At 73.7% G+C, this 13,387-nt stretch carries 16 protein-coding genes and 5 tRNA genes; 12 read left to right on the top strand and 9 right to left on the bottom strand.

What is annotated here, in order from left to right; translation table 11 throughout:
• Window positions 1-110 precede the first annotated feature (110 nt).
• Both cobA and ACFZAT_RS13495 read left to right on the top strand, forming a co-directional pair.
• A complete protein-coding gene (cobA, locus tag ACFZAT_RS13500) occupies window positions 111-1,361 on the top strand; it encodes a uroporphyrinogen-III C-methyltransferase (protein WP_391263831.1) in 1,251 nt (416 codons plus the stop codon).
• 57 nt (window positions 1,362-1,418) lie between these two features.
• Window positions 1,419-2,237, top strand: a complete 819-nt coding sequence (locus ACFZAT_RS13495) for a TrmH family RNA methyltransferase (RefSeq protein ID WP_391263829.1) — start codon at window positions 1,419-1,421, stop codon at window positions 2,235-2,237.
• Here ACFZAT_RS13495 and ACFZAT_RS13490 read toward each other — a convergent pair whose 3' ends face one another.
• Complete coding sequence (locus ACFZAT_RS13490; protein ID WP_391263827.1) at window positions 2,238-3,545, bottom strand: protein kinase; 1,308 nt, start codon at window positions 3,543-3,545, stop codon at window positions 2,238-2,240. It abuts the gene before it with no gap.
• Window positions 3,546-3,750: 205 nt separating this feature from the next.
• On the opposite strand from ACFZAT_RS13490, the gene ACFZAT_RS13485 reads away from it, so the two are divergent.
• From ACFZAT_RS13485 to ACFZAT_RS13470, 4 genes are all read left to right on the top strand, one after another.
• Window positions 3,751-4,011, top strand: a complete 261-nt coding sequence (locus ACFZAT_RS13485; protein WP_391263825.1) for a hypothetical protein — start codon at window positions 3,751-3,753, stop codon at window positions 4,009-4,011.
• A 185-nt stretch (window positions 4,012-4,196) separates the two neighbouring features.
• Complete coding sequence (locus ACFZAT_RS13480; protein WP_143626140.1) at window positions 4,197-4,388, top strand: hypothetical protein; 192 nt, start codon at window positions 4,197-4,199, stop codon at window positions 4,386-4,388.
• 389 nt (window positions 4,389-4,777) lie between these two features.
• The gene (locus ACFZAT_RS13475) at window positions 4,778-5,740 is read left to right on the top strand and encodes a phosphotransferase (RefSeq protein ID WP_391263822.1); all 963 of its coding nucleotides are present in this window, start codon (window positions 4,778-4,780) and stop codon (window positions 5,738-5,740) included.
• Window positions 5,741-5,808: 68 nt separating this feature from the next.
• Window positions 5,809-6,087, top strand: coding sequence for a zf-TFIIB domain-containing protein (locus tag ACFZAT_RS13470; RefSeq protein WP_073967826.1), 279 nt, complete (start codon window positions 5,809-5,811; stop codon window positions 6,085-6,087).
• 50 nt (window positions 6,088-6,137) lie between these two features.
• On the opposite strand, the gene ACFZAT_RS13465 is transcribed toward ACFZAT_RS13470, so the two are convergent.
• The 5 genes from ACFZAT_RS13465 to ACFZAT_RS13445 form a co-directional block, all read right to left on the bottom strand.
• A tRNA-Val gene (locus tag ACFZAT_RS13465) sits at window positions 6,138-6,209 on the bottom strand.
• Between the two features lie 22 nt (window positions 6,210-6,231).
• Window positions 6,232-6,303, bottom strand: a tRNA-Val gene (locus ACFZAT_RS13460).
• A gap of 37 nt (window positions 6,304-6,340) precedes the next feature.
• Window positions 6,341-6,412 (bottom strand) — tRNA-Val (locus ACFZAT_RS13455).
• 1 nt (window position 6,413) lies between these two features.
• A tRNA-Cys gene (locus ACFZAT_RS13450) sits at window positions 6,414-6,487 on the bottom strand.
• 38 nt (window positions 6,488-6,525) lie between these two features.
• Window positions 6,526-6,598 (bottom strand) — tRNA-Gly (locus tag ACFZAT_RS13445).
• Window positions 6,599-6,761: 163 nt separating this feature from the next.
• Here ACFZAT_RS13445 and ACFZAT_RS13440 point away from each other — a divergent pair.
• The 3 genes from ACFZAT_RS13440 (at window position 6,762) to ACFZAT_RS13430 (ending at window position 9,519) form a co-directional block, all read left to right on the top strand.
• Window positions 6,762-7,799 carry a chorismate-binding protein gene (locus ACFZAT_RS13440; RefSeq protein ID WP_391264273.1) on the top strand — a complete coding sequence of 346 codons (1,038 nt, stop codon included), beginning with the start codon at window positions 6,762-6,764 and terminating at the stop codon, window positions 7,797-7,799.
• Entirely contained in the window at window positions 7,796-8,617 is an 822-nt protein-coding gene (locus ACFZAT_RS13435; RefSeq protein ID WP_391263820.1) for an aminotransferase class IV, read from the top strand. Before ACFZAT_RS13440 ends, ACFZAT_RS13435 begins: the two co-directional genes overlap by 4 nt.
• A 65-nt stretch (window positions 8,618-8,682) precedes the next feature.
• A complete protein-coding gene (locus tag ACFZAT_RS13430) occupies window positions 8,683-9,519 on the top strand; it encodes a GNAT family N-acetyltransferase (protein WP_391263818.1) in 837 nt (278 codons plus the stop codon).
• Between the two features lie 11 nt (window positions 9,520-9,530).
• Here the strand turns inward: ACFZAT_RS13430 and ACFZAT_RS13425 are convergent, their stop codons facing one another.
• Window positions 9,531-10,046, bottom strand: coding sequence for a DsbA family protein (locus tag ACFZAT_RS13425; RefSeq protein ID WP_391263816.1), 516 nt, complete (start codon window positions 10,044-10,046; stop codon window positions 9,531-9,533).
• A 157-nt stretch (window positions 10,047-10,203) separates the two neighbouring features.
• Between ACFZAT_RS13425 and ACFZAT_RS13420 the strand changes: the two genes are divergently transcribed.
• From ACFZAT_RS13420 to ACFZAT_RS13410, 3 genes are all read left to right on the top strand, one after another.
• Window positions 10,204-10,665: a hypothetical protein gene (locus ACFZAT_RS13420; protein WP_391263814.1), complete on the top strand. Its 462-nt coding sequence runs from the start codon at window positions 10,204-10,206 to the stop codon at window positions 10,663-10,665.
• A 233-nt stretch (window positions 10,666-10,898) separates the two neighbouring features.
• Window positions 10,899-11,900 (top strand): acetylxylan esterase, encoded by a 1,002-nt coding sequence (locus ACFZAT_RS13415; RefSeq protein ID WP_391263813.1) that lies wholly within the window; start codon window positions 10,899-10,901, stop codon window positions 11,898-11,900.
• Window positions 11,901-12,022: 122 nt separating this feature from the next.
• Window positions 12,023-12,178 carry a hypothetical protein gene (locus ACFZAT_RS13410; RefSeq protein WP_391263812.1) on the top strand — a complete coding sequence of 52 codons (156 nt, stop codon included), beginning with the start codon at window positions 12,023-12,025 and terminating at the stop codon, window positions 12,176-12,178.
• Window positions 12,179-12,182: 4 nt separating this feature from the next.
• Here ACFZAT_RS13410 and ACFZAT_RS13405 read toward each other — a convergent pair whose 3' ends face one another.
• Together ACFZAT_RS13405 and ACFZAT_RS13400 are read right to left on the bottom strand one after the other, a co-directional pair.
• Window positions 12,183-12,758 carry a CGNR zinc finger domain-containing protein gene (locus ACFZAT_RS13405; RefSeq protein WP_391263810.1) on the bottom strand — a complete coding sequence of 192 codons (576 nt, stop codon included), beginning with the start codon at window positions 12,756-12,758 and terminating at the stop codon, window positions 12,183-12,185.
• A 192-nt stretch (window positions 12,759-12,950) separates the two neighbouring features.
• A complete protein-coding gene (locus ACFZAT_RS13400; RefSeq protein WP_003959770.1) occupies window positions 12,951-13,364 on the bottom strand; it encodes an SsgA family sporulation/cell division regulator in 414 nt (137 codons plus the stop codon).
• Window positions 13,365-13,387: the final 23 nt, after the last annotated feature.

Raw genomic sequence — 13,387 nt, 5'->3', positions numbered from 1 at the left:
CGCAGGCGCCGCCGCCCACCCCGTATCGTGATCCCCACCCACCCCATTCACGCCGCTCCACCGCCGCAGCGGCCCGCGCTTCCGCACCGCCCCGAGGAGCCCGCACCACCATGGCCACGCACGCCGATCGCCCCGCCTACCCCGTCGGACTGCGCCTCAACGGGCGCCGCGTAGTCGTCGTCGGCGGCGGCCAAGTCGCGCAGCGCCGCCTCCCCGCCCTCATCGCGGCCGGCGCCGACATCGTCCTCGTGTCGCCGTCCGCCACCCCCTCCGTCGAGGCGATGGCGGACGCCGGCGAGATCCGCTGGGAGCGCCGCAGGTATGCCGACGGCGACCTCACCGACACCTGGTACGCGCTCATCGCGACCGATGACGCCGCCGCCAACGAGGCCGCCTCCGCCGAGGCCGAACGCACCCGCACCTGGTGCGTCCGCAGCGACGACGCCGAGGCGGCCACCGCCTGGACGCCCGCCACCGGCCGCAGCGAGGGCGTCACCGTCGCCGTGCTCACCGCCGGCGCCCACGGCCGCGACCCGCGCCACTCCGCCGCCGTCCGCGACGCGATCGTGGAGGGCCTGCGCGACGGCAGCATCGCCGCCCCGCACCACCGCACCCGGACCGCAGGCGTCGCCCTCGTCGGCGGCGGCCCCGGCGACCCGGACCTCATCACCGTCCGGGGTCGCCGCCTCCTCGCCGAGGCGGACGTCGTCATCGCCGACCGCCTCGGCCCCCGCGACCTCCTGGACGAGCTCCCGCCGCACGTCGAGGTGATCGACGCCGCGAAGATCCCGTACGGCCGCTACATGGCCCAGGAGGCCATCAACAACGCGCTGATCGAGCACGCCAAGGCCGGCAAGGCGGTCGTCCGGCTCAAGGGCGGCGACCCGTTCGTCTTCGGCCGGGGCATGGAGGAGGCCCAGGCGCTCGCCGCCGAGGGCATCCCGTGCACCGTGGTGCCCGGCATCTCCAGCTCCATCTCGGTCCCCGGCGCGGCCGGCATCCCCGTCACCCACCGGGGCGTCGCCCACGAGTTCACCGTGGTCAGCGGACACGTCGCCCCCGACGACGCACGCTCCCTGGTCGACTGGGCGGCCCTCGCCCAGCTGCGCGGCACCCTGGTGCTCCTGATGGCCGTCGACAAGATCGGCGTCATCGCCCGTACGCTCGTGGAGCACGGCCGCTCGCCCGAGACCCCGGTCGCCCTCGTCCAGGAGGGCACCACGGCTGCCCAGCGCCGCGTCGACGCGACCCTCGCCACCGTGGCCGAGCGGGTGGCCGCCGAGGACGTCCGCCCGCCCGCCGTCATCGTGATCGGCGCGGTCGTGGAGGTCGGCGCCGACCTCGCGACGAGCGGCGAGTAGCCCGCGTAACAGCCCCCGACCGTCGGCACCCCCACCGGACAAGGCAGCACCATAACCGTGGCTGAACCCCTCACCATCGACACCCCCGACGACCCCCGCCTCGGCGACTACGTCGGCCTCACCGACGTGGAACTCCGGCGCAGGAAGGAGCCCGCCGAGGGCCTCTTCATCGCGGAGGGCGAGAAGGTGATCCGCCGTGCCCGGCAGGCCGGGTACACGATGCGGTCCATGCTGCTCTCGGCGAAGTGGGTCGACCAGATGCGGGACGTCATCGAGGAGAGCGACGCCCCCGTCTACACGGTCGCCCCCGACCTCGCCGAACGCGTCACCGGCTACCACGTGCACCGGGGCGCCCTCGCCTCCATGGAGCGCAAGCCCCTCCCGGCCGCCGGCGACATCCTCCGCACGGCCCGCCGCGTGGCCGTCATGGAGGCCGTCAACGACCATACGAACATCGGCGCGATCTTCCGCAGCGCCGCCGCCCTCGGGATGGACGCCGTCCTGCTCTCGCCCGACTGCGCCGACCCGCTCTACCGGCGCTCCGTCAAGGTCTCGATGGGCGCGGTGTTCTCCGTACCGTACGCCCGGCTCGACACCTGGCCGCAAGGGCTGGAAGCCGTACGCGAAGCCGGGTTCACGGTGCTCGCGCTGACGCCCGCCGAGCGGGCCGTCAGCATCGAGGAGGCGGCGCCGCACCGGATGGACCGGGTCGCCCTGATGCTCGGCGCCGAGGGTGACGGCCTCTCCGCCCGGGCCCTCGCCGCCGCCGACCGCTGGGTGCGCATCCCGATGGCCCACGGTGTGGACTCGCTGAACGTCGGCGCGGCGGCCGCGGTCGCCTTTTACGCGGTGGCCACGGGTCGCCCCGAGAGCTGACTACGGCCGGCTCTGGGTCTGGGCCTGGGGCTGGGTCTGGCTCGGGCCGTGCCCGAGGTCCACGCCCAGCCCCCGGGCCGGGCCCTGGCAGCCCTGCGCCGCCGCGATCCCCAGCGCCACCAGCAGCGTCACCACCACGAAGACGACGAGCCGCTGCCGCAGCAGCTTCGGGTTGGCCGGGCGCCGCCCCGTCGAGGTGGTCCGGGTCCCGGGCCGGGTGCCCGGCCTGCCGTTCGTCCCGTTGGTGCCCTGCGGACGCCTGGCCGGCCGCGCCGTCCCACGCGGCTGCTGCTGCGCCGGCCGGCCGCCACCGGTGCGGGCGGGGGCGGAACGCGCCGCCGAAGGCCGGTTCTGCGGGCGCGACCCCGGCGCCGGACCGGCCGCCCGGCGGGTCTGCTGCTCGGTGTACGGGCCGTCCAGCCGCCCGGTCGGGCGGTCCGCCTCCTGGGCCGAGCGCTGGACCGGCGGCCGGCTCTCGTGCAGCCCCTGCGCCTCGCGCGCCGCGATCTCCTTGAGCCGCATCGACAGCTGGAGCGTGCTCGGCCGCTCCTCCGGGTCCTTCGCCAGGCAGGCGCTCACCAGCGGCGCCAGCGCGTCGTGCACATCGAAGAGCTGGGGCTCCTCGTGCACCACGCGGTACAGCATCACCTCGGAACTGCCGTGTCCGAAGGGCGAGTCGGCCATCGCCGCGTACGCCAGCGTCGCCCCGAGCGAGAACACGTCCGTCGCCGGCGTCACCGCCGCGCCCCGCACCTGCTCGGGCGCGAGGAAGCCGGGCGAGCCCACCGCCGTACCGACGTGCGTCAGCGTGGACGCGCCCGTCGACCAGGCGATCCCGAAGTCGATGATCCGGGGGCCCTTGGGGGAGAGGAGGATGTTCGACGGCTTCAGGTCCCGGTGGACCACCCCGGCCTCGTGCACCGCGACCAGGCCCTCGGAGAGCGCTGCCCCGATCGAGGCCACCTCCGCGGCCGACAGCGGGCCCTCCTCGGCCACCTTGTCGTGCAGCGAGGGCCCCGGAACGTACTGCGTGGCGAACCAGGGGCGGTCCGCCTCCAGATCGGCGGCGACCAGCCGGGCCGTGCACCCGCCGCGGATCCGCCGGGCGGCGGACACCTCGCGCGCGAACCGTGACCGGAACTCCTGATCCTCCGCCAGGTCCGGGCGGATCACCTTCAGTGCGACGCGCTGGCCCCGCCGGTCCGAACCCAGGTAGACGACCCCCATCCCGCCGGCCCCGAGCCGCCGGTGCAGCCTGAACGAGCCGACGACACGCGGGTCCTCGCGCCGGAGCCGCATCATCGCCATGTCTGCCCATCCCCGCTGCCTGGTACGCCTGACGAGGCACAGCTTACGTACCCGCCGCCCGGGGTGCTCAGAGGCCGCGCCCTCAACGGAGATTCGATTGTCAGTGGCGGGTGGGAGACTTGAGGAGTGGTCAGGGAGCCGCGGATCCAGGCGCCCCGGCCCGTGCGAGATCTCAAAGGTCCGTCGCAGAAGGGGGATTGGATCAGTGAAGGGCGATCGAGTCGAGATAGTGGTGGACGCCGGGGACAGCACCCGGGCCTACGAGGTGGTGGCCTCCCGGGCCGGCCGCCGGGTGGAGACCGCGGTCCGCCGGGGCGTGGTCGAAGTGAGTGAAGTCACCCGAAACGGGTCCGTGGTGCGCACGGCCCGCTTCATGGCGACCAGGGTCCTCGCCCTGGTCGAACAACCGGTCCCCAGGGAGGACAGCTCCGAGCGTCCCCTCCGGGAAGACCCCAACCCCGCGTAGCCCGTCTCCACCCAGGGGAGTACGCCGACCGAGCGCGGCTCATCCTCCGGGAGGCCCGGGATTCGGTACGCGGGCATGACGCCGCCCGCCCCCCGGATCCCTAATGTTGTGTCCAAGCGGCGGGCGTCGCACTCGTCCCCCGAGGTCAAACGCCCGCCGCCTCACATCAGGTCAGGAGAGGAACCATGGCTGACACGGCAGCACGGACGGTGGTCCGCACGCGGACACGCGGCTCGTACGCCGCGTCCGGCCGCCGCCACCCGCTGGTGGCGACCGCCATGGTCCTTCCCCTGGCGGCCCTGCTCGTGGTCGTCTTCGGCGGCTGGGAAGCAGTGGTCACACAGGCGTCGTCCGTGGGCGTGATGCTGGGGCGCTGAGCGGCGCCCCGGGTCCGGAAGAGCGGTCCGGACCGGGACATCCGGCCAACAACCCCGTGGGGACGGGGGTGCGGCGGACGGCAGCGTTTGTCCGGTCAGCTGGGGAGCTGACCGGACATCGCGCTGCCCGGGCCCACATGCCTCCGACCGCCACCCGTCCGCGTACGCCATGCCGGAGCGCCCCTGCCGCCCCGACCCGGACCCCGGCGCCCTCCCTGCGTGTCCGCCGTGACAGCCGGTGCCCGGCCGCCGGACGCCGCCTGAGCGGACACCGACGCCGCACGGCGCGCCGCCCCCTCGGCGGCCGGCCGCTCAGGGGCGGCGCGGTCCCTGCGCGTACCCTCGGCCGGGGCGACCGCCCCAGCCCGTTCCGCGCCACCGGGGAGACCGTGACCACCGCACTCGTCCGCGCGCTGGGGGACCTCGCCCACCGGGCGGCCCATCCCGCCGGCTGCGGCCCCCGGCCCTGCCCGCCGCCCGTCGTGCTCGCCGAACGCGACGACGGGGTCGTCGTCCGCAGCGGCCCGGTCGTCGCCAAGGCGCACGCCGCCGATACGGACACGGCGGGCTTGGCCGCACGGCTGCGCCTGGCGGCCGGGCCGGGGCGGGACGGCATCCTGCTGGCACCCCTGCCCGTGACTCCCGGCGGCCTCCTCACCGAAATGCACGGCCGCCCCGTCACCCTCTGGCCGCACGGCGGGCCCGTCGACCCGGGCGACCCCGACGCGGCGCCGTGGGAGGAGGCCGGGATGCTCCTGGCGCGGCTGCACCGGACCGGGGTCCCGGGGCCGCTCCCCGCCATGCGAGGCCCGGCCAAGGCGGCGCTCGCCGTCGACCGGATGCGTATCGCCCGCCCCGGCGACCCGGCCGTCGCCCCCGTGCTCGCGGCCTGGCGCGGGCTGCCGGGCTGGGCGAGGGGCGAGGCGCCACCGCCCGGCCGGGGCACGCACCTCTGCCACGGCGACCTCCACCTGGGCCAGCTCGTGCGCCACCCCGCCCCGCACGGCCCCTGGCTTCTCATCGACGTGGACGACGCCGGGCTCGGCGACCCCTCCTGGGACCTCGCGCGCCCCGCCGCCTGGTACGCGGCCGGGCTGCTCCCGCCGGACGTCTGGCTCCGCTTCCTGGATGCCTACCGGGCCGGCGGGGGCCCCGCCGTACCCGCAGAGGGCGACCCCTGGCCCGCCCTCGACGTCGCGGCCCGCGCGCTGACCGTACAGACGGCCGCGCTCGCCTGGGCCAAGTCGACGGCGGAGGGCCGGGCTCCGGATGAGGTGGAACAGGTGATGATCGACGCCTGTGCCCGAATTGCCTCGCTCCCGCCCGAGTTGGCGGCCGAGCGCACGTCGTAGGGTGAACCGACCGTCGGCGGGCATGCATTCCGGCGACGGCGAACCAACGGCGAGGAGTGAGCCCGAACATGCAGTGTCCCAAGTGCCACGCGCAGATGCACACGTACAACCGCAATGGCATCCAGATCGAGCAGTGCAGCGGCTGCCGGGGGATATTCCTGGACTACGGCGAGCTGGAGACGCTGACCCGCATCGAGTCCCAGTGGGCCCAGCAGGCCCCGCCACCGGCCGCCCCGCCGCAGGCGTACCCCGCCGCCCCCGCGCCCGCCTGGGGCGCCCCGCACCACGGTGGCCACCACGGCCACTACCGGCAGAAGAGCTTCGGCCGCATGCTCTTCTCCTCCTGACCGAGCACGACGAAGCCCCGGTCGCCGAGACGACCGGGGCTTCGTGACAGTGCGCGATACTGGGATTGAACCAGTGACCTCTTCCGTGTCAGGGAAGCGCTCTCCCGCTGAGCTAATCGCGCAGGTGAACCTGCGTGTACTGCGTGCGCGATACTGGGATTGAACCAGTGACCTCTTCCGTGTCAGGGAAGCGCTCTCCCGCTGAGCTAATCGCGCGGGTGATCCTTACGGACCGGTGATCCTTGCGGATCAGTGGACGATACTGGGATTGAACCAGTGACCTCTTCCGTGTCAGGGAAGCGCTCTCCCGCTGAGCTAATCGTCCTTGGAGGTGGAGACGGGATTTGAACCCGTGTAGACGGCTTTGCAGGCCGTTGCCTCGCCTCTCGGCCACTCCACCAGGGGCGGGAGTCCGGGAAGAATCCCCCGCCTTCTGCGAGCGGACGACCAGGTTCGAACTGGCGACCTCAACCTTGGCAAGGTTGCGCTCTACCAACTGAGCTACGTCCGCTTGTCTTTCCCGGTCCGCTTGCGCGTCCCGGCGACGTGTTGAACTCTAGCGGATTCCCGGGCCAGTACAAAAACGCGTTTGTGCAGCGTGCTGAGGTGCGCTCGCCCCGGCGCGGGTCACCGTGCGCCGTCCTACACTCGCGGACGTGCACGACCTCGCTCCCATGGCCCGCTTCGGCGGCCTCGTCGCCTCCGGTCTGCGGGATGTCACCAGTGATCCCGCCGCCCTCGACTCGTCCGGCTTCTGGGCCGTCTGCGCGGGCTTCGAGGGTTCCCTGACCTGCGCCCGCTTCGACACCGTGCGCCCCGCCCCCGTGCCCGCCCCGGTCCCCGGCGCCTGGCGCGGCCCGGCCGCCGGCGACTGGACCTCCTCGCTCGACCGGGCGGCCTACACCGAAGGCGTACGGCGCATCCGCGCGTACATCGCGACCGGCGAGGTCTACCAGGCCAACCTCTGCCGCGTGCTGACCGCGCCCCTGCCCGGACCGGGCCCGGCCGACGTGGACGCCCTCACCGCGTTGCTGGCCCGCGGCAACCCGGCCCCGTACGCCGGAACGATTCGGCTCCCCGCGCACGGCGTCGAGATCGCCACCGCGTCCCCCGAGCTCTTCCTGCGCCGGGACGGCCGCACGGTCGAGTCCGGGCCCATCAAGGGCACCGGGCGCACCGAGGCGGATCTGCTGGAGAAGGACCACGCCGAGAACGTGATGATCGTGGACCTGGTCCGCAACGACCTGGGCCGGGTCTGCGCCACCGGCTCGGTGACCGTCCCCGGCCTCTGCGCCGTCGAGAAGCACCCCGGTCTCGTCCACCTCGTCTCCACCGTGCGCGGCCGCCTCACCGAGGGCGCCGGCTGGCCGGAGATCATCGCCGCCGCTTTCCCGCCCGGCTCGGTCACCGGCGCCCCCAAGTCCAGCGCGCTGCGGATCATCGGCGAACTGGAGACCGCCCCGCGCGGCCCGTACTGCGGCGGCATCGGCTGGGTGGACGCCGACCGCGGGACCGCTTCGCTCGCCGTCGGCATCAGGACCTTCTGGACCGACCGCACCGGACCCGCACCCCTGCTGCGCTTCGGCACCGGCGCGGGCATCACCTGGGGCTCCGATCCGGAACGCGAGTGGGACGAGACCGAACTGAAGGCGTCCAGGCTGCTCGCTGTAGCGTCGGGCGCATACGAAGCAACCGGAAGGACCGCACCATGAGGATCTGGGTCAACGGCGAGCTGCGCCCCGCCGACGACGCCCGGGTGTCCGTGCTCGATCACGGGCTCACCGTCGGCGACGGCGTCTTCGAGACGCTCCGGGTCTCCCAGGGCCGCCCCTTCGCCCTCACCCGCCACCTCGACCGGCTGGCCCGCTCCGCCCGGGGCCTCGGCCTGCCCGCCCCCGACCCGGACGAGGTGCGCCGCGCCTGCGCCGCCGTCGTGGAGGCCAACCCGGTCGGACTGGGCCGGCTGCGGATCACGTACACCGGCGGCATCTCGCCCCTCGGCTCCGACCGCGGCAACGAGGGCCCCGGACTCGTCGTCGCCCTCGGCGAGGTGACGCGCCGCCCCGACACCACGGCCGTCGTCACCGTGCCCTGGACCCGCAACGAGCGGGGCGCGCTCACGGGCCTCAAGACCACCTCGTACGCGGAGAACGTCGTCGCCCTCGCCCGCGCCCACGAGCAGGGCGCGTCCGAGGCGCTGTTCGCCAACACCGCCGGGCTGCTCTGCGAGGGCACCGGGTCCAATGTCTTCGTCGTCCTGGACGGGCAGCTCCACACCCCGCCCGTCGCCTCCGGCTGCCTGGCCGGAATCACCCGCGCGCTCACCGTGGAGTGGACCGGCGCACAGGAGACCGACCTGCCCTTCGACGTGCTGGGGCGGGCCGACGAGGTCTTCCTGACCTCCACCCTCCGCGATGTACAGGCCGTCCACCGGGTCGACGGCCGGGAGCTGCCGGGCGCACCGGGACCGGTGACCGCCAAGGCGATGCGGATCTTCGAGGAGCGCGCGGCCGACGACCTCGACCCGTGACCGGCAACGGCCCGTCCGCGTAAATACGGGTGACGGGTCCCCGCGCAGGGGATAGAAACCACCTGATGACGACGACACTGCGGCCTGCCGGGCCGATCCAGTCAGGCGCCGACGGCGCACAGCGGCGCGCGTACGACGTGTGCGACAACGGACGCCCCGTCGGCTCCGTCGAGCTCGCCGTCGAGCCGGGTGCGGGCGGGGCGACGGGCCTGATCAGAGCCCTGCGGATCGACGAGGCGGTCCGCCGTCGCGGCCGGGGCACCATCGCCGCGCTGGCCTCCGAGGAGATCCTGCGCGGCTGGGGCTGCACCCAGGTCTGTACGGAGGTGGCCGCCGGGGACACCGCGGGGCAGCGGCTCGCCGCCGTGCTCGGCTACACCGAGCGCAGCCGCAACATGGTCAAGACGCTGCCCGGGGAAGCCCCGCCCCTCCCGGACGGGCTCACCGCGCACCCGATGACGCCCGAGGAGTTCGCCGCCTGGGAGCGCGACGCGATCGCCGCCTACACGGAGAACCTGGTGAGCCGGGGCGTCCCGCGCGAGGCGGCGCCCGCCGCGGCCCGCGCCTCCCACGCCCGCCATCTGCCGGACGGCCTCGCCACCAAGGGGGCGCGGCTCGACCATCTGCGCCACGAGGGCGAGACGGTCGGCCATGTCTGGGAGGCGCCGTTCGAGATGCACCCCGGCCTGCGTATCGGCTACGTGTTCGACGTGGAGGTGGCCGAACGGTACCGGGGGCGCGGCTACGGACGCGCCCTGATGCTCCAGGCCGAGCGGATCGCCCTGGCGGCGGGCGAGCGGCGCATCGGCCTGCACGTCGTCACGGCCAACACCCCGGCCCTGCGGTTGTACGAGTCGCTGGGCTACGAGACGACCCGGCACAACCTGGCCAAGCCGCTGTAGCTCCCGCCTCCTCAGCCCTGTCCGGCCAGGAGCCGGTCGGCGATCTCCTCGATCCGCTCGCGCAGCCCGTCCTGGCTCCTGCCGCCGTCCAGGCGCTCCCCGCCGATCACGTACGTCGGCGTGCCGGTCACCCCGATCGCCTTGCCCTCGGCCTGGTCCGCGTCCACGATCAGCATGTGCCGGCCGTCGATGAGCGCGGTGTCGAACTCCTCCGCGTCCAGACCCAGCTCCCCGGCCACCTCGACCAGCAGCTTCTCGCCCCGGTCCCCGAGGTCACCGGTGCGTGCGAGCACCGCCTCGACGTACCGCCAGCCGTCGCCCTGGGACACGGCCTCCTCGGCGGCCTGCGCGGCGGCGTAGGCGTGCTTGTGCTTCTCCAGGGGGAAGTGCCGCAGCCGGATGTCCAGCCGGTCGCCGTACCGGGCCCGCAGGGCGTGCACATCGGTGAGGGCGTGGTGGCAGTCGGGGCACTGGAGCTCGCACCAGACGTCGAGGACGACCGGTGCGGCGGGGGTGGAATCGCTCATGGGGCCAGTCTCGCAGGGTGCACGGCAGGCAGGCCGCCCGGCACCTGGGGAGGAGCCCGGCCCTGAGATCTCCCTGATACGGGCCCGGGGCATGGCCGCCCGCCCGGTGGCCGGTGCAGGATGGAAGGGACGTATCCCCCTGCGCCAGGAGGCACCGATGCTTGCCGAGACCATCTGTTCCGCGGTGTCCGCGGCGGGCCTGGGCATCGCGGCCGTCACCGCTTACCGCAAGCGGTTCCTCACCGCGACGAGGATCGCCGCCTACTCGCTGGTGCCGGTCGGCCTGGTGCTGACGGGGGTGGTGAAGTGGGTGTCGGACATCGCCTTCAAGCCGAGCGTCTGGCTGGGCTTCGGCCTGCTGGGCATCGCCTGGCTGCTCTTCATGATCACGCGCGCGGTCGAGCGCCGGGGCGGCGGCAGCCGCAAGGAGCGCCGGGCCGCCGCCCGGGCCGCCCGGGGCGAGGCCGTGGAACCGGCCGCGTCGGCTCCCTCGCTCGGTGCGGGTTCCTCGCCGCAAGCCACGCGTACGCGCGGCAAGCAGGGCAAGCAGTCCTCCTCGGCCGGAGCCGGCGAGGACTTCAGCGACATCGAGGCCATTCTGAAGAAGCACGGCATCTGACACCCCAAGCCTTCCGGTCGGGCCCCGCCGCACCACGCGGCGGGGCCCGACCCGTCTCACCAGGTGAATCGCTGCGCGCGGGTCGCCCGCGATTCCTTGACCCTGCCCGGCGACGCCGCATAGCGTCCCGCTGGGCCGTGAACGTATGCGTTCGGGCCCCATCACACCGGGGGCGGGACACGCGGACCTGCGGCGGACGCCGCCCCCTTCCGCGTGCCCGAAACGGAGAAGCGATGGCCCTGTTCGACCTGCCCCTGGACCAGCTGCACGGCTACCGGCCCCACCTCGACGAGCCGGAGGACTTCGACGCCTTCTGGCAGCTCACCCTGGACGAAGCCGCCGCCCACCCGCTGGACGCCGAGTTCGCGCCCTACGACGGCGCGCTGGCCGCGGTCGACTCGTACGACGTGTCGTTCGCGGGCTGGGGCGGACACCGGATACGCGCCTGGCTCAACGTCCCGGCGGGCGTCGAGGGCCCTCTGCCGACCGTGGTGCACTACCTCGGCTACGGCGGCGGGCGCGGGCTGCCCCACGACCACCTCGTGTGGCCCTCGGCAGGCTGGGCCGCGCTGATCGTGGACACCCGGGGCCAGGGCGCGGTCAACCACCACTCGGCGGGCGCCACCCCGGACCCGTACGGTGCCGCCAACCCGCAGGCGCCCGGCTTCATGACCAACGGCATCCTCGACCCGGAGACGTACTACTACCGCCGGGTGTTCACGGACGCGGTGCGCGCCGTCGAGGTCGCCCGCAGCCACCCGGCCGTCGACCCCGCCCGCATCGTCGTGAACGGCGCCAGCCAGGGCGGCGGCATCGCCCAGGCCGTATCGGCCCTCAGCCCGCACGTGCAGGCCGCGTTCGTGGACGTGCCGTTCCTGACGCACTTCCGGCGGGCCGTCGAGATCACCGACGAGGACCCGTACCAGGAGATCGTCCGGTTCCTCGCCACCCGGCACCGCGCGGACGCCCAGGTCTTCCGCACCCTGTCCTATTTCGACGGCGTCAGCTTCGCGGCCCGCGCGACCGTGCCCGCGCTCTACTCGGTCGCCCTGATGGACGCGATCTGCCCGCCCTCCACGGTCTTCGCGGCCTACAACCACTGGGCGGGGCCCAAGGAGATCGAGATCTACCCCTGGAACGGCCACGAGGGCGGCACCGGCGTCCAGCGCCAGGCGCAGCTGCGGATGCTGCGCGAGCTGCGCCGGGCCGACGGGCCGGAGGGGGAGCGGAGTTAGGAAATGTGCTGGGCGCTCGCACGCCGGAGCGATTAACGAAGCCCCCATGACGAGTGAAATCCCGTCCTGAAGAGGCATGTTGGTACGGAGCACCCCCGGGACTGCGTCATGATCGTCCCGAAATGGTGGACATCTCTCGGGGCGACGCCCCCGCACCCCCCGGCGAAGAGCCGCGCGGCTGCCTCTTCGCGCTTTCCCAGCCCCCTCTGATGATCTTCCTCACGGTCATCGGCACCCTGTTGCTGATGGCCGCGTTGCACGATCTCTTCCTGCTGTGAGCCGTCAGCCGGCCGCTTCCCGGCGGCGCGCCCGGTACGCGGCCACGTGCAGGCGGTTACCGCAGGTGCGGCTGGAGCAGTAGCGACGGGAGCGGTTGCGCGAGAGGTCCACGAAGGCGTTCCGGCAGTCCGGCGCCTCGCACCGCCGCAGCCGCTCCGTCTCGCCCGCCACGATGATGAAGGCGAGCGCCATGCCGCAGTCGGCCGCCAGGTGGTCGGCGATCGAGGCGTCCGGCGAGAAGTAGTGCACATGCCAGTCGTAGCCGTCGTGGGCGGTGAGCTGCGGGGTGGTGCCGGCGGCGGCCACCAGGGCGTTCACCAGCCCGGCCGCGGTGCGCGCGTCCCCGGCGGCGAAGACCTCGGCGAACCGGGCGCGCACGTCGTGCACGGCCTTGAGGTCCTGCCGGTCGAGCACGCCGATCCCGCTCACCCGGTGGCGTACGGCGAACGCGTGGAGCGCCGCGACGTCGGCGAGCCCGTCGGCAGGCGCGCTGTCCCCTTCCGGCTCGCTCTCCGGCGCGGTGTTCACCAGATCGACCACTAGGTCGAGGGCGATCCGGGTGTCGTGGGGGATCAGCACGCTTTCGCTCCCTGGCCTCCGGCGTGCGGGTGCCCGCCGATGCCGGACGACTCTACTGGCTCGGCCGGGACGCGGACCGGCGCCGGTCACCACGGTGGATCCGTGGCACCGGCGCCGGTGTCAGCCGTATGAGGTTGTCCGCGCGACGCCGTCTCCCCGAGTCGGACGGCGTCCCGCAGCTCTCGGCCTGGCTCAGCTCTCGGCCAGGATGTGTGAGAGCTCCGTATCGAGGTCGAAGTGACGGTGTTCGGTGCCCGGTGGAACCGCGGCGTCGGTCCGCTTCAGGAACGACTCCAGGGCCCGTGCCGGGGCCTCGAGCAGTGCTTCGCCCTCTGGGGAGCTCAGCGCGATGCAGACGACGCCCTGGCCGTGACTTCGGGATGGCCAGACACGTACGTCTCCGGTGCCGGTGGGCCGGTGCAGCCCCTCGGCAAGGAGGTCGCGGGCGAAAACCCACTCGACCGTCTCCTCCGCTCCGGTGTGGAAGGTGGCGTGCACGGCATACGGATCGGCCGTGTCATACCGCAGGCCCGCGGGTACAGGCAGTGAGGACTCGCTCGACACAACGAGGCGCAGGTGCAGCTCGCAGCTGACCGTGGTGTTCATAAGCGCCAGGGCCTTTCGCTCAG

Origin of the sequence: Streptomyces sp. NPDC008163 (assembly GCF_042956885.1) — a bacterium.
In the GTDB taxonomy this organism is placed as follows: Bacteria; Actinomycetota; Actinomycetes; order Streptomycetales; family Streptomycetaceae; genus Streptomyces; species Streptomyces drozdowiczii_A.
Note: the sequence above shows the minus strand (reverse complement) of the source record. Positions and strands in the feature narration are given on the sequence as shown.

Bases quoted from the DNA above. Each gene is read 5' to 3' on its own strand.
- ACFZAT_RS13480 (WP_143626140.1), top strand. From the start codon at position 4,197: ATGGCTGACACGGCAGCACGGACGGTGGTCCGCACGCGGACACGCGGC.
- ACFZAT_RS13420 (WP_391263814.1), top strand. From the start codon at position 10,204: ATGCTTGCCGAGACCATCTGTTCCGCGGTGTCCGCGGCGGGCCTGGGC.
- ACFZAT_RS13425 (WP_391263816.1), bottom strand. From the start codon at position 10,046: ATGAGCGATTCCACCCCCGCCGCACCGGTCGTCCTCGACGTCTGGTGC.
- ACFZAT_RS13490 (WP_391263827.1), bottom strand. From the start codon at position 3,545: ATGGCGATGATGCGGCTCCGGCGCGAGGACCCGCGTGTCGTCGGCTCG.
- ACFZAT_RS13410 (WP_391263812.1), top strand. From the start codon at position 12,023: ATGGTGGACATCTCTCGGGGCGACGCCCCCGCACCCCCCGGCGAAGAG.
- ACFZAT_RS13415 (WP_391263813.1), top strand. From the start codon at position 10,899: ATGGCCCTGTTCGACCTGCCCCTGGACCAGCTGCACGGCTACCGGCCC.
- ACFZAT_RS13430 (WP_391263818.1), top strand. From the start codon at position 8,683: ATGACGACGACACTGCGGCCTGCCGGGCCGATCCAGTCAGGCGCCGAC.
- ACFZAT_RS13440 (WP_391264273.1), top strand. From the start codon at position 6,762: ATGGCCCGCTTCGGCGGCCTCGTCGCCTCCGGTCTGCGGGATGTCACC.
- ACFZAT_RS13400 (WP_003959770.1), bottom strand. From the start codon at position 13,364: ATGAACACCACGGTCAGCTGCGAGCTGCACCTGCGCCTCGTTGTGTCG.
- ACFZAT_RS13435 (WP_391263820.1), top strand. From the start codon at position 7,796: ATGAGGATCTGGGTCAACGGCGAGCTGCGCCCCGCCGACGACGCCCGG.
- ACFZAT_RS13470 (WP_073967826.1), top strand. From the start codon at position 5,809: ATGCAGTGTCCCAAGTGCCACGCGCAGATGCACACGTACAACCGCAAT.
- cobA (WP_391263831.1), top strand. From the start codon at position 111: ATGGCCACGCACGCCGATCGCCCCGCCTACCCCGTCGGACTGCGCCTC.